Source organism: Arthrobacter sp. GmRoot5-12, from assembly GCF_059739365.1.
Genome location: NZ_AP046056.1, coordinates 1,134,769 through 1,152,463, shown reverse-complemented (window position 1 = coordinate 1,152,463; position 17,695 = coordinate 1,134,769). Strand labels below are relative to the sequence as shown.

The window sequence follows — 17,695 nt, the reverse complement described above, 5'->3', positions numbered from 1 at the left end:
ACGGGAGCCTTCGCTTTTGCCGCAGCCCGCCGTCGTACGTCCGTCACCGCTCATTCAGCGCCGGACTGCCGCCGCTCGCCGCACAGGCCGGCGCCGCGCCGCCGTCGGACCCTTTTGGCAGGATCGGCGTTGGTAGGGTGCCCAGTAGCAAACGAGGGAAAACTCTCAAGGAGGAGACATGGCCGGAATGCCTGACCAGCGGAACAACGGATCCCGGGCGGAGGGCGGGTTGGCGACTGACCCGAATCTTCCCCCGCCCGCTGTGGACGAGGCACGGCTCGACGCCGAAGACCGGAGGTGGACGCCAGGCAAGATCGCGCTCTGGGCAGCAATCGCCCTCCTCGGCGGGGTGGCCTGGTTCATGCTGGCGATCGTCCGCGGGGAAACCGTCAATGCCATCTGGTTCGTCTTTGCCTCCGTCTGCACCTACCTCATCGGGTACCGCTTCTACTCGAAGGTGATCGAGCGCTACATCACCAAGCCTGACGACCGGCGCGCCACCCCTGCCGAATACAAGGCAGACGGCAAGGACTACGTCCGCACCGACCGCAACGTCCTGTTCGGCCACCACTTCGCCGCCATTGCCGGCGCCGGCCCTCTGGTGGGGCCGGTCATCGCGGCGCAGATGGGCTACCTGCCCGGCACCATCTGGATCATCCTCGGCGTCGTCCTTGCCGGGGCCGTCCAGGACTACCTGGTCATGTTCTTCTCCATGCGCCGCGGCGGCCGGTCGCTGGGCCAGATGGCCCGCGAGGAACTTGGCGTCATCGGCGGCACGGCCGCCCTCATCGCCACCCTGCTCATCATGGTGATCATCGTGGCCATCCTGGCGCTCGTCGTCGTTAATGCCCTGGGCGAAAGCCCGTGGGGCGTGTTCTCGGTGGGCATGACCATCCCCATCGCCCTGTTCATGGGTGTCTACCTCCGTTACCTGCGCCCCGGCAAGGTCATGGAGGTCTCGATCATCGGCTTCGTCCTCCTGATGGCGGCCATCATCGGCGGCGGCCTGGTGGCGCAGACCCAATGGGGCGCCACCGTGTTCCACCTGGACAAGGTCACCATCGCCTGGGGCCTGATCGTTTATGGCTTCATTGCTGCGATCCTGCCCGTATGGCTGCTCCTGGCTCCGCGCGACTACCTCTCCACTTTCATGAAGATCGGCGTGATCGTGATGCTCGCGCTGGCGATCATCGTGGTCCGGCCCGAAATCACCGTCCCGGCCTTCAGCGAATTCGCCGGCCGCGAGAACGGGCCCGTGTTCTCCGGCGCACTGTTCCCCTTCCTGTTCGTGACCATCGCCTGTGGTGCGCTGTCCGGTTTCCACGCCCTGATCTCGTCCGGCACCACCCCCAAACTGGTGGAGAAGGAACGGCAGACCCGGTACATCGGCTACGGCGGCATGCTGATGGAATCCTTCGTGGCCATCATGGCGCTGGTGGCAGCCATCTCGATTGACCGCGGCCTCTACTTCGCCATGAATGCCCCCACGGCGCTGACGGGCGGCACCGTGGAAACGGCAGCCACCTGGGTCAACGGCCTGGGCCTGAGCGGCGTCAACATCACCCCCGGCCTGCTCAGCGAAACCGCCGCCAACGTTGGGGAGCAGAGCATCGTCTCCCGCACCGGCGGCGCACCCACGCTGGCCGTGGGGCTGGCGCACATCATGCAGCAGTTCATCGGCGGGACGGCCATGATGGCGTTCTGGTACCACTTCGCCATCATGTTCGAGGCGCTCTTCATCCTCACCGCCGTGGATGCCGGCACCCGCGTTGCACGTTTCATGCTGCAGGACTCGATCGGCAACTTCGTCCCCAAGTTCAAGGAAGCCTCCTGGCGGCCCGGGGCCTGGCTCTGCACGGCCATCATGGTGGCTGCCTGGGGTGCCGTGCTGCTGATGGGCGTGACCGATCCGCTGGGCGGCATCAACACCCTGTTCCCGCTGTTCGGCATCGCCAACCAGCTCCTGGCCGCCATCGCGCTGGCTGTATGCCTGGCCATCGTCGCCAAGCGCGGCACCTTCAAGTACCTGTGGATCGTTGCCCTGCCGCTGGCCTTCGCCGCCGTGGTCACCATCACCGCCAGCTACCTGAAGATCTTCTCGCCCGTCCCTGCCGTGGGGTACTTCGCGAACAACGCCGCCTTCAGCAAGGCGCTGGCGGACGGCAAGACCGAGTTCGGTACCGCCAAGACCGTGGCCGCCATGGAAGCTGTGGTCCGCAACACGGCCATCCAGGGCTGGCTGTCCGTGATCTTCGTGGTGCTGAGCATCATCGTGATTGCCACGGCGGTGCTGGCCACGGTCAAGGCATTCCGTGACAGGGCGGCCGGCACTGCCACCACGGACAACGAGGACCCGGCGGTTCCCTCGCGCGTCTTCGCCCCCGCCGGACTGGTGCCGACGACGGCCGAACGTGAGTTGGCAGCCGAGTGGGACAGGGTGCCCGCAGACGCACGGCTTGAACGGGCCAGGCACTGATGGGCACCGGTGTGGCTTTGGTGGCCAATGGCTTCCGCGGGTTCGCCCGCTACCTGGGCGGCGTCATGGGCGCGGACGCCTACACTAAGTACCTCGAGCACCACAGGGCAGCCGGGCACCAGGAGGAGCCCCTCAGCGAACGCGAGTTTTGGCGGGACCGTACGGACCGCCAGGACAACAACCCGCAGGGCAGGTGCTGCTGATTGGGCTTGCTGATTGAGCCGGCAGCGGACAAGCCCGCCACAGGCGTTCACGGGTGGACTCCGGGCGGATGGGCCGTGAGAGTATGAACGCATGAGCGATCCCAACGACACTCAGGCAGCTGAGGACCTCCCGGTAGAAGGCACTCCCGTTGACGACACCCAGGACCCCGTGCAGATTCCGTCCGCCGCGGACGGCAAGCCCAGGGGCAGCAGCCTGCAGGATCTGGTGGACGAGCCTGCCAAGGTGATGCGGATCGGCACCATGATCCGCCAGCTTCTCGAAGAGGTGAAGTCCGCGCCGCTTGACGACGCTGCGCGGGGCCGGCTGGCCGCCATCCACGCCCGCTCCATCAAGGAGCTGGAGGACGGGCTTGCGCCGGAGCTGGTGGCAGAACTGGACAGGATCAACCTGCCCTTCTCGGACGACGCCACGCCCTCCGACGCCGAGCTCCGGATCGCCCAGGCGCAGCTGGTGGGTTGGCTTGAGGGCTTGTTCCACGGGATCCAGACCGCCATCGCGGCGCAGAACGCCGCCCGCGAACACGCCGCCGCGCAGCTGCAGCTGCGTCAGCTGCCGCCAGGCACCATGATTGCGCCCGGCGTCGTCATCGGCGAAAACGGCGAGCCGCAGCGCGCCCCGGCCGGAGCACGGCCGGGGGCGCAGGCACGGCCCAACCAGCGTGACGAACCGGACCACGGTCCCGGGCAGTACCTGTAGGCTCCGCTTGGGCTTTTTCAGCGCCGCACGGCAGGGGCGCAAGGATGATGTTGAACTGGGCAAGGGGTTGTGGCGCCGCGCGCACGACCGCTTCCAGCGGGGACTTGACCGCTTCCACCAGGTGCTCGAAGGGGTGGAGGACGACCAGCTGTACGGGGAATTGGTGGATATCGCCAACGAACTGGCCGGCCTCCTGCAGCGTGTCCGGACGGTATGCATGGAAGCGCAGCGGCGTGCGCCCAGTGACGGCCTGGACATACCGGCCGGCCTTGCGGACGTCCACAGGTCCCTCTCCAAGGCGGGCAATTCGCTGGCCACCACGGCTGAGGCGGCGGCAATGCTGCGGCTCGCCGTGGGGCCGGTACCGGTTGGTGCGGTGTCGGTCCGGCGCCGGGCTGAGGCGGTGTTCCAGCAGGTGAACGACGCCGAGAGGCAGCTTCGCGGGGAGTAGCTGGACCGGTGCCGCGCAAATATTCCCGGTTTGGGACGTAAATATCGCGGTTACGCGTGTGGCTGACATCGAACCAAACGGGAGCCTGAAGCGGGGGACGTTTGGCAGGATGAAGAGATGACTTCTTCACCTACCTTGACTTTCAACGACGGAAACACGATCCCCCAGCTCGGCTATGGTGTGTGGCAGGTTGAGGACGGCGTGGCTGAAAAGGTTGTCCGCCAGGCCTTCGAAGCCGGCTTCCGGCACATCGACACGGCGAAGATCTACGGCAACGAGGCAGGCGTTGGCCGTGCAATCGCCGGCTCCGGCCTGTCACCGGAACAGATCTTCATCACCACCAAGCTGTGGAACGCGGACCAGGGGTACGAATCCACCCTCGCCGCCTTCGAGGAATCCATGGACCGGCTTGGCCTCGAAACGCTGGACCTCTACCTGATCCACTGGATGCAGCCCAAGCAGGACAAATACGTGGACACGTGGAAGGCGCTGATCGAACTCCAGAAGCGCGGCCGGGTCAAGTCCATCGGTGTCTCCAACTTCACCGCCGAGGGCCTGCAGCGCCTGATCGATGAAACCGGAGTGGTTCCGGCCATCCACCAGATCGAACTGCACCCCTACTTCAGCCAGCGTGAACTGCGGGAATTTGGAGCAGTAAAAGGCATCCTGACCCAGGCATGGTCCCCGTTGGGCCAGGGCGGGGAACTGCTGCAGGACCCTGTTGTTGCGTCGATCGCTGCCAAGCACCAGGCGACTCCCGCCCAGGTGGTCATTGCGTGGCACCTGGCCATCGGCAACGTGGTCATCCCCAAGTCCGTGACTGAGTCCCGCATCAAGGAGAACTTCGCGGCACTCGAGGTTTCCCTGGACGCCGGGGACGTTGAAGCCATCAACAACCTGGACCGCACCGCCGGCGGCGAGGGCCGCATCGGACCCGATCCCGCGGTCTCCGACTTCGCGTAACCCGCGACCGGCGGTGCCGGCCCAACCGGCCGGGGACCTCCGCCGAACCAACGTCAGCCCGTGCTGCCGGCAACCGCCAGGCAGCGCGGGCTGACGGCTTTAATGCGAGGCTGGCGCCCGTAACCGGCGTGGCTGTCCTGCCTGGTTTGCACCCTGGTTGGCGGAGCTGGGCCGCGGCTGGCCTGGGCAGTGGACCGCGGGGTTTTTGGCTGAACCGGTCAGGCGGCGATTCGGACGTGCTCCACGGTGACGGCGTCCACCACGGCCCAGCTGTCTTCGCCGTGGCAGTGCCGGGAGGCGAAGCGCTCGGCCTCTTCGAGGGTGTCAAAATACTCGGAGCGGGCCCGGCCGCAGTCGGCGTCGAAGTACGTTACGTGAAATTCCTGTACGGCTTGGTTTTCCATAAATCCAGTGTGCAACCGGGGTCTGACATTCACCGGAAGCAGCGCCGCGTGTTGTTGGGATTTGCCAACCCGGCTGAAGCCAGGCCGCGCACCTGGCGGGCTAAAGGGCCCGTGGATCCGGGACTGCGGCGCCGGTGGCCCGCACCTTCAGCACGAGTGCGGCCACGGACAGCATTGCCAGCCCGCTCCATGTGAGGGTTCCGCTCCATATCTCGGGCGGGAAGCTGAGCGCCCGGTCGTGAAGCGCCACAGTAGCGAAATAGGGGGCCCAGAAGACGACAGGTGAGAGGCCTGCCGCGGTCAGGAGCCGCGCGGGACTGTCCGGGACCGGCCGCGCCACCGCCCACACCACTCCTACCAGGAGTGAACCGGCCAGGGCAGCCGGCAACAGCCAGGCATCCCGAAGGGCCACCATGATCTGCAGGGCTGCGGAGGGGACCAGCACCATCGCCGCCGGCACCAGGGCCGGCAGCCGCCACCGCAGCGACAGCAACAGGATGGGAACGAAGAGCACGAACGTCGAGACCAGGAATGTCGCCAAGGAGACCATGATGCTCGACGACGTTGGACCCGTCACCGCCGGCTGGGTCCCGGCGGGGCCGGAGTACGTCTGGATGAGGCCATGGCGGGAGAAGACCGCAAACTCCTGCAGGATGAAAGCTGCAACCATGCCGGCGAGCATCGCGCTCACGAACGCCGGCACCAGCCGGGCCCACGGCCGGGCAGGTGAGTGCCACGCTGCCGAGAAAGGTGCACCAAGAATGAGGAAGCCGCCGGTAGCCAGACCCAGGTGGGACGGGCTGAACAGGGCGCTGATGTTCTGCTCAATGCCGAACACCGAATGCCAGGCGAAGTCGCCCAGCCCGGAAGCAAGGAAGAGGAGTACGCCGGCGGCGGCTGCCCCATAGCCGGCAGGGACTGCTTCCCGCCACCTCGTCCCCGGGGCGTGCCGGCGCCAGGTCAAGGCGCCGATCCAGAGGGCGCAGGCGGCGAAGCCTGAGTAGAGGATCGCGTGCCACGGTGTGAAGAACGTCTCCAGGCCGCGGAGGTTGTTGTGCGCCCAGCCGTCAACGTAGGTCCCCGTGAGGAGCCAGACGCCGGCCGCGAGGGTGACGGCGTCTTCCACGGCCGTGGTGGGACGGTGAACCGATACCGGCGGGATCGCAAAGGCGTGTGCTGCTGCGGCGTCCATAGCTCCACAGTAGGTCCCGCCGATGCCCGGGGCGAGAGGGCATGCCAAGTAGTTGGCGCCCCTCAGGTGCTGGCCAGGCGGAGTACGCGTTCCTGTGCCAGCATGGCCGTGCGGCTGGCTTTGTCGGCCGCCCGGACCGCCTGTTTCGCTTCTGCGGTGGTGGCGGCGAGCCGCTTCCGGGAACGGTCCAGGCTTTCCTCGGCGGCCTTGAGCCGGTTTCGAAGCTCAGCCGTTTCCTGCTGCAGTAACGCGATTTCCGCACGTGTCTGCTCCTCCCGGTCCTGCAGCTCGCCCGCGAGCCGGGAGGCCTCTTCTTCAGCGGCCTGGGCCTCGGCCAGCGCGGCCCTGGCCCTTTCCAGCGCCGGCGGCGAGGCCGGCCGGGGAGTCTGCCGCACTGCCTCAAGCCGGGGCTTGGCGGGCTTTGGCTGGGTGTGGTGCTCCGCCGTCGTGCGTGTCTTTGCCGCTGTTGCCTTTGGCCCCGCTGCCTGCGCCTCCGTTTTCGTCTTTGGAGCCGGGGGAGCACTTGCGCGGGCGGTGGCCGGCGCGGCCGGGAGCAGCCCGGGGAGGGCCACCGCCCCGTCCAGGTCGACGTCGTTGATGCCGTCGGCTGACAGGACTTTCAGCAGCCGGCCGCTGCCCACCGCAGCCGCCGCACGCTCGTCTGCCGTCAGTGCCCGCAGGGTCTCCTCAACGTCGGCGGCCATCGCGTCGCTGATGGAGCGGCCCTGCTCCTGGGCCACAGACCGGGCAGCGTCGACGGCGTCAGCCAGCATGGTGCGGCGCTCCCGGCCCAGTTCGCGCAGGGCGGGCGCATCCAGCGAGTTCTGCGCTGCCCGCATGCGCTCGCCAAGTCCGCGAAGCGCGGCCAGCACGTCCGGCCGGTGCCGTGCCAGCATGTTGAGCGCCCACGCGGCGACGGATGGTTTCGGCAGGGCGCGGACCGCTGCCCCCAGTTCCTTGTCCTGCCGCCCGGCGTCCTTCGCAGCGGCGGTCCTGGCCGCTATGAAGTCGTCCAGCGTCCCGCCGTACAGCCTGTCCGCAATGTCCGCCAGGGCTTCGTCTTCCATGCCGCCATCTTAGGTGCCGTGCTCCCGCCGGCGTCCGGTCCCGGCGGGCGCCGGACGCCGGCCGCCCTGCCAGTGGCCTCGGCACTCTGTTACTCATCGGCCCGGAGGGGTAAGTTGCACGAATGGACGATTCATACCAGGTCATCGTGGTTGGCGGCGGATTCGCCGGAAAGACGGCGGCTGAGGAGTTGGGCCGCAAGGGCGTCCGGGTGCTGTTGCTCGATGCCAACAATTACCAGCAGTTCCAGCCGCTCCTGTACCAGGTGGCTGCATCCCAGATTGGCGTCTCGGCGGTCACCCGGCCGCTCAGGTCGGAGTTCCGCAAGGTCAACAATGTCCGCGTCCTCACCGCGGAGGTGACGTCTATCGATGCGGCCAACCGCACCGTCACCACCGCAGACGGCTCCAGCTACCGGGCCAGGATCCTGGTCATCGCCACCGGGGCCGTACCGAACTTCTTCAACACCCCGGGCGCCGAAGAGCACGCCTACCCGCTGTACTCGGTGGCGGACGCAACGCGCCTGAGCGCCGCGATCACTGCTGTTTTGGACGAAGCTGACCGCGAGCCCGGGGCGGAAGCCGACGTGGTCGTGGTGGGCGGGGGTCCCACTGGTGTGGAAACTGCAGGCGCCTTGGCGGAGAACGTCAAATACATCGTGCCCAAATACTTCTCGCCGGGGCTGGCTGCCCGGTGCCATGTCCACCTGGTGGATATGGTTCCGAACGTCCTTGCCGCGTTCTCCGAAAAGTCGCAGGCGTATGCGCGGGACCGCCTGACCAAGCTGGGCGTACAGCTGCACATGGGCCAGCCTGTTGGTGAGGTCCGCCCGGACGGCGTGACCCTCAAGGACGGCACCGTTATTCCCGGCCGGGTGGTGGTGTGGGCCGGTGGCCTCCAGGCCGGCCGGATCATTACCGGGTCCGGCCTGAAACAGGGCAAGGGCGGCAGGGTGGACGTGCAGGCCGATCTGACAGTCCCTGATTTTGACGGCGTGTACGTGCTGGGGGACTCCGCCAACATCACCGATGCCACTGGAAACAAACTGCCGCAGCTCGGGTCGGTTGCGCAGCAATCAGGCAAGTGGGCGGCCCGCAATATCTATGCAGACCTTACCGGCGGTGTGCGCCAGCCTTTCCGGTACTGGGACAAGGGGTATATGGCCATGGTGGGACGCGGCGCAGCGGTCGCGGAGCTGGGGCGCCGCCGCCTGCAACTGCAGGGCCCACTGGCGTTCGTGTCCTGGCTGGCGGTCCACCTGGCCCTGCTGCCCGGATTCCAGCAGAAAGTCAGGGCGCTGTTCTCCTGGGCCAACGGCTACATCACCCACAGCCCGGCCCAGGTGGTGGTGGGCAGGCCGGATTAGTTCCCGGCGAAACCCGGAAGGTGGCGCCCGCCATCGCGCATCGACGGGGTCCTGCGTTCGCTAACGTATGGATCAGCACCTACCCGGCCGGGGGAGCTGCGGAGGCATGCTCAGGGCAGATGGGTGAAGGAGATTCCTGCTGCCAGCAGCTTGTCCACCGCCTGCTTCACGCCTTCCGCCGTTCCGCCGTTGGGGTGGTTTCCATGGCAGATGACCACATCTCCGGCCCGGGCCTTTCCCACTTCTTTGGCGACGACGGCGGCGGGATAGGTGGCGCCGCCGTCGCCATTGATGCTGAAGCCTGCCGGCTTCACGCCCAAGGTATTCAGGATGTCCACGGCGATGTCATCCATGTACGCGGTGCCCGGGCGGAAGTACCGGGGACGCTTGCCGGTGATGCCGGCCAGGACGCCGTCGTTGGGTATGACCTCGTCATAGACTTCCCCCGCGTTCCTGGTGCCCGGGATGCCGTAGGCCGTGTTGCCGGCGGTGGACAACGGCTTATGGGACGTCCCGTGGTTGGCGATCTCAAAGAGCGGATCCGCTGCCAGCTGACGGGCCGTGGCCGGGTTGGCTGTGATCCACCGCGAATTCAGGAACAGCGTTGCCGGGACGTGCCGTTGGCGCAGGGTATCAATCAGCACCTGATCGTAACCGCTGCCGCCGGGACCGCCGCAAAAGTCGAAGGTGAGGGCGATGCCCTGTGATCCGGGCGGCAGCCGCGTTAGGACGCCGGGTGCCTCCAGACCCCAGTAGTGGGCCTGGCGCTTCGCATAGGTTTCGATGATCTGTGCCCGGGCGGGCACGGTGCCTGCAGGCGTCCTGGATGCCGGCCCGTCGCCGTCGGAGCCGGTATGCGACAGCGGCGCGGAGCCGTCCGCCGGACCGTTGGCGGTGTCCGCGGACGTGTCCTGTGCCGCGGAAGGGTGCCCTGGTTGCGGCTGCAGGTCGGGCACGGCGGCCGACAACGTCAGCACGGCTGCCAGGAGGATGGTCCTGCGGGCGGGTCCTTTCCCGTCCTGGTTCATGTGCCGGGGTGCGTGCTGGTTCACCCCTGGGATCCCCCCAACGCCGCGAAGTGGGCGCTTGTCCTGCCCCGCCGGGCCGGGCCTCCGGGGGTGTACGGCAGGAGGTGGCCGAAGCTGCTTGCATGTGCCGCGGCGCGCGGAACAGCAGCCTGGAAGCGGGTGGTCATGTGGGGAGGATACCTTGGCTTTCTTGCCGTTCCCTGAACCTCGCACTGCACCCGGGGTGGCGGGCGTAATAAAGTGCGGATCCGGGCCTGGCGGTGGCAGCTCGGCGTCCCGGTTCGGGGCAGGCCGTTCCTGAGTTCCCTTCCCTGGGCGGCCCGGACAGGAGCGGTTGTCAGGGCGGCCCTGAAGGTAGCTGACCAGGTTCGGCGGCCGGTAGGGGACGCCGGAGCGCCCCCTTCACGTTCAATCCTGCGGACACCGGCTTGGCCTCCGCGCCGCGCTCGTCAGCCGACGTGAATGCCTGGCCTTGCCGCCTGGTCGGGTTCAATCTCGCGGAGGATCTCCCGCACCAGCGGCGGGGTGTCACCCTGCCCGAGGAAAAGATAACGCATCAGGTGCGCCACCGGGCTTCCCTCGGACCACTCGAAATAGCACTGCGGCTTCACGCCGGTGGAGTTCCGCATCGCCAGCAGGACCGCCGCGATGGCATTTGGCACGGCCGGGGACTTCACCCTAAGCACCCGGTAGCCCTCGACTTCAAGACCTTCGACCCGGAGCGTGTGCGTGAAGTCCGACGGGTCGGAGATCTCGACCTCGAGAAAGATAACGTCGGCTGGGCCCGGAACCGGGTTCAGCCCCCGCTGTTCGTACTCCTTCTCGGCGTACTCAGCCTTGTCACCGCTTTGCTTCTTGTTGGCGATGATGTGCAGCTCGCCGTCGAAGGCAATCGAGTCTGTGATGAACTGGCGGGCGGCCTCATCGAATTCAATGGTGTCCACGCGCAGTTCGGTGGAGCGGGTGACCCGCGAGATGAGCGAGACCGCGATGATCCCGGCGATGAAGAACGCCGAGATGACGATCCCGTCCGGTTTTTCGAGGACGTTGTCGCCCAGGGCGTACAGCAGGATCAGGGTCAGGATGCCGAAGCCGACGGCCCCGGCCCTGCTCCGGCGCCGGAGGGCCGAGACCGTGACGGCGACCGCCCCGGAGACCATCATGGCCAGGATCCCGGTGGCGTACGCGCCGGCCTGGGCGTTCACGTCAGCGCGGAACGCGATGGTGATGCCGATGCTCAGGACGGTGTAGACCAACACCACGGGGCGGACCGCGCGGGCCCATTCCGGTGCCATTCCGTAGGCGGGCAGGTACCGCGGCACGATGTTGATCAGCCCTGCCATAGCGGACGCGCCGGCGAACCAGAGGATCAGGGCGCTGGAGATGTCGTAGACGGTACCGAACCCGGCTCCGAACAGGTCGTGGGCGAGGAACGCGAGGGCGCGTCCGTTGGCCTGTCCACCCTCCTCGAATTCCTTGGCGGGGATCATGACCGTTGTGATGAAGCTGGTGGACATGAGGTAGACGCTCATGATGAGGGCGGCCGTGGTGAGCAGCTTGCGGGTGTTTTTGACCCGGGAGGCCATCGCTTCCTCGGGTGTGCGTCCCGTGGCCTTGATCAGCGGCATCATGGAGACGCCGGTTTCGAAGCCGGACAGGCCCAGGACCAGCAGCGGGAAGGCGATGATGGCAGGGCTGACCAGCCCGATCGGGCCGCCGCCGCTGGAGAACAGCCGGTCGGTCCAGCCGCTGACCAGCGACGGATCCGCGGCCAGGTGGAGGAACCCAGCCACCACAACGGCGGCATTGAGGAGCAGGTAGATGGCCACCAGGGGGATCGCCACACCTACAGCTTCGTTGAAGCCGAGCAGGAACACCCCGCCGAGGATCAGAAGCAGGATCACGGTGATGATGACGGCGCTGCCCTTGAGGGCCTCGGGGATGAGCGGGTTCTCGAGCAGGTGGACGGTCGCGTCAGCGCCGGAGAGGGTGATCGTGATGATCCAGGAGGTTGCGACGAAGCCCAGGAGCAGCAGGACGAAGAACTTGCCGCGCCAGAACGGCAGCAGCTTCTCCAACATTGCCACCGATCCTTGCCCGTGGGGGCTTTCCTGCGCGACCCTGCGGTACATGGGAAGCATCCCCAGCAACGTCAGGGCCACAATCAACAACGTGGCCAGTGGGGAGAGGGCGCCGGCAGCCAGGGCGGCGATGCCGGGCAGGTAGGACAAGGTGGAGAAGTAGTCGACTCCGGTCAGGCACATGACCTTCCACCAGGCGTTGGGTTTATGGTCTTCCTTGGCCTCCGGGCCGGCGGGGGCCACCTGGTTGGCGAGCAGCCAGCGGACCAGGGGAGCCTGGTCCAGGCTTGAGTCCTGCTTCAGGGAGACCTGGGCCGGAACCGGGTGGTCAGAAGGGGGTGTCATTGAGGACTTTCTATTGATGACCAGGGTGGTCGGCGACGAATCGAAGCGCACGAACGGGCCAATTCTAGTCCGGGTCTGTACGTGGAACTGGGGTTACGGGGCGTCCATTGGGCATGTCCCACAGCGGCGGCGGCTGGTCCGGGACGGGTTGCGCAGTGTCGGTGATTGGCCCGCCGACCATGAGCAGATGGTCAGGTGTGGAGTTCGCGCCAAAGTCGCTGCAGCAGTTTTCGGGGAACGCCCCCGGTTCGTGCGAAGTAGGCGTAGAACGGCGCGTTGTGGTGGTTTCAGCGGCAGCTCGCTCCCGTCAATAGCCCTGGCGGACTGACGTCCAGGGCCTGCTTGGCGCACGTTCCGGGCGGCCAGCACTGTCTTTGGATCGTGGCCGGGAGGGGTTCCCATCATGTGCCCTGCCCTCAGGCAGTACTACCCGCTTAACCAGCGAAAAACCCCGGAAACCCCTGAAAACAGGGGCTGTCCGGGGTTTATCCCGAGCTTCCTATCAGAATCGAACTGATGACCTTTTCATTACGAGTGAAACGCTCTACCGACTGAGCTAAGGAAGCACCGCACCAAATCCCCCGGACGAACCGGGCGCTTCATGCAAGAGTCAACTGTAATAGAGTCCCGCCGCCCCGGTCAAAATGGCCGGCGTGACGCTGCTGCGACCCTCAGCACACCGTATTGTCGGCCGGCAGCTTGCCGCTGACCAGATAGTTGTCCACGGAATCCTCCAGGCAGCTGTTGGCCCGGCCGTACGCGGTGTGTCCTTCACCCTTCCAGGTCAGCAGGGAGGCGTTCCCCAGCTGCTTGCGCAGTGACGCTGCCCATTCAACGGGGGTTGCGGGGTCGCCGGTGGTGCCGATGACCACGATGGGGGAGTCGCCGCTGTACTCCACCGCCGCCGGCGTGCGGACGTTTTTGTACGGCCAGTCTGCGCAGATGGTTCCGCCGTAGGCAAAGAAGTAGCCCAAGGTGGGTGAATCCTGTTCCAGCCGCTTTTCCTCCGCCCGCATGCCCGCGGCGTCCGAAACCATGGGGTAGTCCAGGCAGTTGACCGCATTGAAAGCGAGCGCCGAATTGGACGTATAGGAGCCGTCGGGGGCCCGGTCGGCACCGATATCGGCAAGCCGGAGCATGAGGCTGACATCCCCGGAGACGGCGGCCTCCAGCGCTTGGGTGAGGGCCGGCCAGCTTTGGTCGTTGTAGAGCGGGGTGATCAGGCCGCTGACGAACTGGGTTGCATTGACCAGCCGCCCGTCCTTGGCCGTGCGGGGTGTCTGCCGTATGGAGTCAATGAGGTCCCGGATCTGCTGAACGCCGGAGTCGACATCACCGCCCAGGGGGCACTTGGTCTGCTTCTGGCAGCTGGCCACGTAGCTGTGGAGCGCCTTTTCGAAGGCCCGGGCCTGGCCGCTGGTCAGGTCCTCATTGCTGATTGACGGATCGAGGGCGCCATCGAGGACCATCCGGCCTACGTTGTCCGGGAAAAGCGAGGCGTAGGTGGAGCCCAGGAACGTGCCGTAGGAGTACCCCAGGTAGTTCAGCTTGGAGTCGTTCACAACCGCGCGGAGCACGTCCAGGTCCTTCGCGGCGCTGACGGTGTCGATGTGGCCCAGGACGGGGCCTGTTTGTGACGCGCACTGGGTAGCGATTGCCTTGCTGTCAGCCAGTGCCGCCGCCAGCCCGGCATCGGTTTCGTACGCGTAGATCTTGGCCCGGGCGGCGTCGCGTTCGGCGTCCGTGGCACAGGTGACCGGAGCGGAGCGCTTCACGCCACGCGGATCGAAGCCCACGAGGTCGTAGGCGTTGCGGACAGCCGCTGAAAAGTGGGTTCCGGCAGCGTCTTTGACAAAGTCGTAACCGGAGGCGCCCGGGCCGCCGGGATTGACCAGGAGGCTGCCGGTCTTCTTACCGGTGCTGGGTGCCCGGAGCGCTGCGATCTGGATGGTGTCGCCGCCGGGATTGGCGTAATCCATGGGCACGTTCACCTTGGCGCACTGGAATTCCCCTTCGCAGGGCTCCCACACGATTTGCTGCGAGTAGAACTTTTCCAGCCCTGCGGGAGCAGACGCCACGATGGAGGGGTCAGCCTTTGCCGTGGCAGCTTCCGGCGGGTTCTTGTCGCCACCAAGGAGACTGCAGGAGGCCAGGACAACGGCCACGGCCATTGCTGCGGCGGCGCGGACAGCGACCGTCAGGGACCTGCGGCTTGCGGGCAGGGGGCGGGCAGTCATCGGGTCTCCTTGGAGGGCTGTATCAGGCTGGCAGCCATGGACTCAATGGTCAGCAGCGGGGCAACGTTGGTGGTGGTGATGCGTTCACGGGCTTTGTTAATGGCGTCCATGCGGGCCAGCGTGGCTTCCGGCGTAGAGCGGGCTGCGAACTCTTCCAGCTCACTCCTCAGCTCAACGTTGACCAACTCCACGGCGTTCCCAAGCTGGATGATCAGGACGTCGCGGTAGAAGGACAATAAATCCGTCAGGGTCCGGTCCAGGGAGTCCGTGATGGATCTCTTGGCCCGCCGCTTCTGGTCGTCTTCGAGCTGTTTGAGCTGGCTGCGCATGGCCGGGGGGAGGGCGCCGGTTTCCGGTGCTCCCAGCGTCGCCAGCAGTGCGGCCTTCTCTGCTGCATCGCGTTCCTCGTTGGAGCTGTTGGCCTCCGCAGTGGCGATCTTGACCAGCTTGTCCGCCATCATGACCGCCGCTGTTACGCCGCGCAGCCCCAGCGGGAAGCGGACAGTCTCCAGGCGGCGTTCCCTTGCCGCCGGATCCCTGGCCAGCCTCCGGGCGATGCCCACATGGCTTTGGGCAGCGCGGGCGGCCTGCTCCGCAAGGGCAGGGTCCACGCCGTCGCGCCGGACCAGCAGCGCTGCCACGTCCGACGCGGGCGGCAGCCGCAGGGCAACGCTTCGGCAGCGGGACCGGATGGTCACCAGGACATCGGCCGGGGACGGCGCGCAGAGCATCCACACGGTCCGCGGCGTGGGTTCCTCGATGGCCTTGAGCAGCACGTTGGTGGTCCGCTCGGCCATGCGGTCGGCGTCCTCCACCACGATGATCCGCCACCGCCCGGACGACGGCCGGTTGCCGGCGGTTGCCACCAGTTCGCGGGCCTCGTCAATAGTGATGGTGACCTTCTCTGTGCGCACGAAGGTCACGTCCGAATGCGTTTCACCCAGGATCGTGTGGCAGGCCTGGCACTGTCCGCAGCCACGCTGGCCCACGTCCTCCTGGTCGCAGTTCAGTGCGGCCGCGAACGCCTTGGCGGCATTGGAGCGGCCGGACCCCGGCGGACCGGTGAACAGCCAGGCGTGCGTCAGGCTTTCGCCGCTGGCGGCTTGGCGCAGTTGTTCGACGACGGCGGGCTGGCCCTGGAGGTCATCCCAGACGGTCATGAGTCACCGCCGTCCGTGGCTGCTGCGGCGGCAGGAACGGCAAGGAGGGTTTCCACCCGGGCGAGGATCTGAGCGGCAAGGTCTTCCACCGGCAGGTGGGCCGGGAGGACCAGGTACGACTCCGGGCGGTCCGCAGCAAGGCTAAGGAAGGCCTCCCGGATCCGGGTATGGAACTCGTCAGCCTCGGATTCCAGGCGGTCTTCCGCTGCCTGGCCGGCAGTTCGGCGGCGGCGGCCAAGTTGGGGGTCAACGTCCAAAAGGACTGTGAGGTGGGGCTGGAGGCCCGATGTGGCCCACTCATTGAGGGAACGCACCGCGTCCAGGCCCAGGTTGCGGCCGGCACCCTGGTAGGCCACCGAGGAGTCGATGTACCGGTCCGTCAGGACGATTTCACCGCGGCCAAGAGCCGGGCGGATTACCTGGGTGGCGTGCGCGGCCCGGGAAGCCGCAAATATGAGGGCCTCGGTGTGCGCGTCGATGTCACCATTGCCGTGGTCCAGCACAAGCGACCGCAGCTTCTCGCCAACCGGGGTGCCGCCGGGCTCCCGGGTGCGCAGCACGGTGTAGCCCAGGGACTCCAATGCTGCCGCAAGCCGGCCGGCCTGGGTGGACTTGCCTGCACCATCGCCACCCTCGAACGCGATGAATACGCCGGCCCTCTGTTTGTTCACTTCTCAAGCCTACCGAGGGGTACCGACTTTTCCCGATCCGTCGCTACCTCGAAGGCGGCAGTCCGGTGAACGGCAGCCGTCCACAAAACGACACCGCTTTCCGGCGGATCCGGCAGGAACAGTACGCTTTTCACCATGAGTCTTTCCGAGCACCAGGCCGCTTCCCTTTCACCCGAGACCGTGGTGGTGGCGGCCGGGCGTCCGCCGCGGGAAAGGGACCAGCCGGTCAATCCTCCGATCACGCTTTCCTCCACCTACTTCGGTACCGGTCCGCTGGGTGACGGCGACCGGGGTTATGGCCGCTATTCCAACCCCACCTGGGATCCCTTTGAGGAGGCCCTCGGCCAGCTTGAAGGAGCTGCCCTTCCCGGACTGCTCTACGCGTCGGGGCTGGCGGCGGTCAGTTCCGCGCTGTCCCTGATCCCTGCCGGCCGCGTGCTGGTCATGCCCAACCACAGCTACTCCGGCTCCCTGGTGATGGCGACGGAACTTGCCCAAAAAGGGTTCATCGAACTCCGGACCGTGGACATTGCCGACACGGACGCCGTCAAGGATGCCCTGGCACCGCAAGGCCCGTCGGCGAAAGCCGCGGCCATGCTGTGGCTGGAAAGCCCCACCAACCCCATGCTCGGAATAGCGGACATGCCGGCCGTCGCTGAGGCCGCCCATGCAGCCGGGGCAATCGTCGTCACTGACAACACCTTTTCCACGCCACTGGTGCAGCAGCCCCTGCAGCTCGGATCCGACGTCGTCCTCCACTCGGTGACCAAGTACCTCGCCGGGCACTCCGACGTCGTCCTTGGCGCCCTGGTTACTTCCAATCCGGACATCCGGTCGTCGCTGCTCCACCACCGCATCATCCACGGCGCCATCGCGGGTCCCTTCGAAGCGTGGCTCGCACTGCGGGGTCTGCGGACCCTCGCGCTGCGCGTGGAACGGTCGCAGGAGTCGGCAATGATCCTGGCGGAACGCCTCGCCGCCCACCCCGCCATTGATTCCATCCGGTTCCCCGGGCTCGATTCCGACCCCGGCCATGCCCGCGCCAAGGAACAAATGCAGGGCTTTGGCTCCATTATCTGTGTCCAGGTGGCACCCACGGCGGGCCTGGGCGGCGCCGACGCCGCGGACAAGCTGGTGCAGGCGTTGGAGCTTTGGCTGCCGGCCACCTCCCTGGGCGGGGTCGAATCCCTGATCGAACGGCGGCGCCGGCACTCGGCGGAACCAGCCAGCGTCCCCGAAAACCTGGTTCGGCTGAGCGTCGGGGTGGAAAATGTTGAGGACCTGTGGGCTGACCTGAAGCAGGCGCTGGACACGCTGGAGGGCTAGGCTGGGCTT

Annotated in this window: 16 protein-coding genes and 1 tRNA gene; 7 read left to right on the top strand and 10 right to left on the bottom strand. The window is 66.8% G+C overall.

Annotation, left to right across the window (positions count from 1 at the left end):
* The first annotated feature begins 178 nt into the window (after positions 1-178).
* From AC6JAM_RS05125 to AC6JAM_RS05105, 5 genes are all read left to right on the top strand, one after another.
* Entirely contained in the window at positions 179-2,476 is a 2,298-nt protein-coding gene (locus AC6JAM_RS05125; protein WP_056389249.1) for a carbon starvation CstA family protein, read from the top strand.
* Positions 2,476-2,679, top strand: coding sequence for a YbdD/YjiX family protein (locus AC6JAM_RS05120; protein WP_018771210.1), 204 nt, complete (start codon positions 2,476-2,478; stop codon positions 2,677-2,679). Before AC6JAM_RS05125 ends, AC6JAM_RS05120 begins: the two co-directional genes overlap by 1 nt.
* 91 nt (positions 2,680-2,770) lie before the next feature.
* Positions 2,771-3,397 carry a bacterial proteasome activator family protein gene (locus tag AC6JAM_RS05115; RefSeq protein WP_018771209.1) on the top strand — a complete coding sequence of 209 codons (627 nt, stop codon included), beginning with the start codon at positions 2,771-2,773 and terminating at the stop codon, positions 3,395-3,397.
* 7 nt (positions 3,398-3,404) lie between these two features.
* A complete protein-coding gene (locus tag AC6JAM_RS05110) occupies positions 3,405-3,848 on the top strand; it encodes a hypothetical protein (protein ID WP_018771208.1) in 444 nt (147 codons plus the stop codon).
* A 117-nt stretch (positions 3,849-3,965) separates the two neighbouring features.
* Entirely contained in the window at positions 3,966-4,811 is an 846-nt protein-coding gene (locus AC6JAM_RS05105; RefSeq protein WP_224084277.1) for an aldo/keto reductase, read from the top strand.
* A 218-nt stretch (positions 4,812-5,029) separates the two neighbouring features.
* Here the strand turns inward: AC6JAM_RS05105 and AC6JAM_RS05100 are convergent, their stop codons facing one another.
* The 3 genes from AC6JAM_RS05100 to AC6JAM_RS05090 all read right to left on the bottom strand — a co-directional run bounded on the left by AC6JAM_RS05100 (position 5,030) and on the right by AC6JAM_RS05090 (position 7,474).
* A complete protein-coding gene (locus tag AC6JAM_RS05100) occupies positions 5,030-5,215 on the bottom strand; it encodes a hypothetical protein (RefSeq protein ID WP_018771206.1) in 186 nt (61 codons plus the stop codon).
* A gap of 100 nt (positions 5,216-5,315) precedes the next feature.
* Positions 5,316-6,407 (bottom strand): hypothetical protein, encoded by a 1,092-nt coding sequence (locus tag AC6JAM_RS05095; RefSeq protein WP_134165819.1) that lies wholly within the window; start codon positions 6,405-6,407, stop codon positions 5,316-5,318.
* Positions 6,408-6,469: 62 nt separating this feature from the next.
* A complete protein-coding gene (locus tag AC6JAM_RS05090) occupies positions 6,470-7,474 on the bottom strand; it encodes a hypothetical protein (protein WP_224084278.1) in 1,005 nt (334 codons plus the stop codon).
* Positions 7,475-7,596: 122 nt separating this feature from the next.
* Between AC6JAM_RS05090 and AC6JAM_RS05085 the strand changes: the two genes are divergently transcribed.
* A complete protein-coding gene (locus AC6JAM_RS05085; protein ID WP_497934189.1) occupies positions 7,597-8,838 on the top strand; it encodes an NAD(P)/FAD-dependent oxidoreductase in 1,242 nt (413 codons plus the stop codon).
* Between the two features lie 110 nt (positions 8,839-8,948).
* Here AC6JAM_RS05085 and AC6JAM_RS05080 read toward each other — a convergent pair whose 3' ends face one another.
* The 7 genes from AC6JAM_RS05080 to tmk all read right to left on the bottom strand — a co-directional run bounded on the left by AC6JAM_RS05080 (position 8,949) and on the right by tmk (position 16,360).
* Positions 8,949-9,890: a polysaccharide deacetylase family protein gene (locus AC6JAM_RS05080; protein ID WP_261377377.1), complete on the bottom strand. Its 942-nt coding sequence runs from the start codon at positions 9,888-9,890 to the stop codon at positions 8,949-8,951.
* Positions 9,887-10,033, bottom strand: a complete 147-nt coding sequence (locus tag AC6JAM_RS05075) for a hypothetical protein (protein ID WP_186447769.1) — start codon at positions 10,031-10,033, stop codon at positions 9,887-9,889. The genes AC6JAM_RS05080 and AC6JAM_RS05075 overlap by 4 nt, the downstream gene beginning before the upstream one ends.
* A gap of 282 nt (positions 10,034-10,315) precedes the next feature.
* Positions 10,316-12,292, bottom strand: a complete 1,977-nt coding sequence (locus AC6JAM_RS05070; protein ID WP_134165815.1) for an APC family permease — start codon at positions 12,290-12,292, stop codon at positions 10,316-10,318.
* 493 nt (positions 12,293-12,785) lie between these two features.
* Positions 12,786-12,858, bottom strand: a tRNA-Thr gene (locus AC6JAM_RS05065).
* A 105-nt stretch (positions 12,859-12,963) separates the two neighbouring features.
* On the bottom strand, positions 12,964-14,529 hold the full coding sequence (locus AC6JAM_RS05060; protein ID WP_478222334.1) for an alpha/beta hydrolase: 1,566 nt from the start codon (positions 14,527-14,529) through the stop codon (positions 12,964-12,966).
* Complete coding sequence (locus AC6JAM_RS05055; RefSeq protein ID WP_134165811.1) at positions 14,526-15,689, bottom strand: DNA polymerase III subunit delta'; 1,164 nt, start codon at positions 15,687-15,689, stop codon at positions 14,526-14,528. The genes AC6JAM_RS05060 and AC6JAM_RS05055 overlap by 4 nt, the downstream gene beginning before the upstream one ends.
* A complete protein-coding gene (tmk, locus tag AC6JAM_RS05050; protein WP_018771198.1) occupies positions 15,686-16,360 on the bottom strand; it encodes a dTMP kinase in 675 nt (224 codons plus the stop codon). The genes AC6JAM_RS05055 and tmk overlap by 4 nt, the downstream gene beginning before the upstream one ends.
* A gap of 135 nt (positions 16,361-16,495) precedes the next feature.
* On the opposite strand from tmk, the gene AC6JAM_RS05045 reads away from it, so the two are divergent.
* Complete coding sequence (locus tag AC6JAM_RS05045; protein ID WP_497934188.1) at positions 16,496-17,686, top strand: trans-sulfuration enzyme family protein; 1,191 nt, start codon at positions 16,496-16,498, stop codon at positions 17,684-17,686.
* Positions 17,687-17,695 lie beyond the last annotated feature (9 nt).

Bases quoted from the DNA above. Each gene is read 5' to 3' on its own strand.
- AC6JAM_RS05125 (WP_056389249.1), top strand. From the start codon at position 179: ATGGCCGGAATGCCTGACCAGCGGAACAACGGATCCCGGGCGGAGGGC.
- AC6JAM_RS05120 (WP_018771210.1), top strand. From the start codon at position 2,476: ATGGGCACCGGTGTGGCTTTGGTGGCCAATGGCTTCCGCGGGTTCGCC.
- AC6JAM_RS05115 (WP_018771209.1), top strand. From the start codon at position 2,771: ATGAGCGATCCCAACGACACTCAGGCAGCTGAGGACCTCCCGGTAGAA.
- AC6JAM_RS05105 (WP_224084277.1), top strand. From the start codon at position 3,966: ATGACTTCTTCACCTACCTTGACTTTCAACGACGGAAACACGATCCCC.
- AC6JAM_RS05100 (WP_018771206.1), bottom strand. From the start codon at position 5,215: ATGGAAAACCAAGCCGTACAGGAATTTCACGTAACGTACTTCGACGCC.
- AC6JAM_RS05095 (WP_134165819.1), bottom strand. From the start codon at position 6,407: ATGGACGCCGCAGCAGCACACGCCTTTGCGATCCCGCCGGTATCGGTT.
- AC6JAM_RS05090 (WP_224084278.1), bottom strand. From the start codon at position 7,474: ATGGAAGACGAAGCCCTGGCGGACATTGCGGACAGGCTGTACGGCGGG.
- AC6JAM_RS05085 (WP_497934189.1), top strand. From the start codon at position 7,597: ATGGACGATTCATACCAGGTCATCGTGGTTGGCGGCGGATTCGCCGGA.
- AC6JAM_RS05075 (WP_186447769.1), bottom strand. From the start codon at position 10,033: ATGACCACCCGCTTCCAGGCTGCTGTTCCGCGCGCCGCGGCACATGCA.
- AC6JAM_RS05070 (WP_134165815.1), bottom strand. From the start codon at position 12,292: ATGACACCCCCTTCTGACCACCCGGTTCCGGCCCAGGTCTCCCTGAAG.
- AC6JAM_RS05060 (WP_478222334.1), bottom strand. From the start codon at position 14,529: ATGACTGCCCGCCCCCTGCCCGCAAGCCGCAGGTCCCTGACGGTCGCT.
- AC6JAM_RS05055 (WP_134165811.1), bottom strand. From the start codon at position 15,689: ATGACCGTCTGGGATGACCTCCAGGGCCAGCCCGCCGTCGTCGAACAA.
- AC6JAM_RS05045 (WP_497934188.1), top strand. From the start codon at position 16,496: ATGAGTCTTTCCGAGCACCAGGCCGCTTCCCTTTCACCCGAGACCGTG.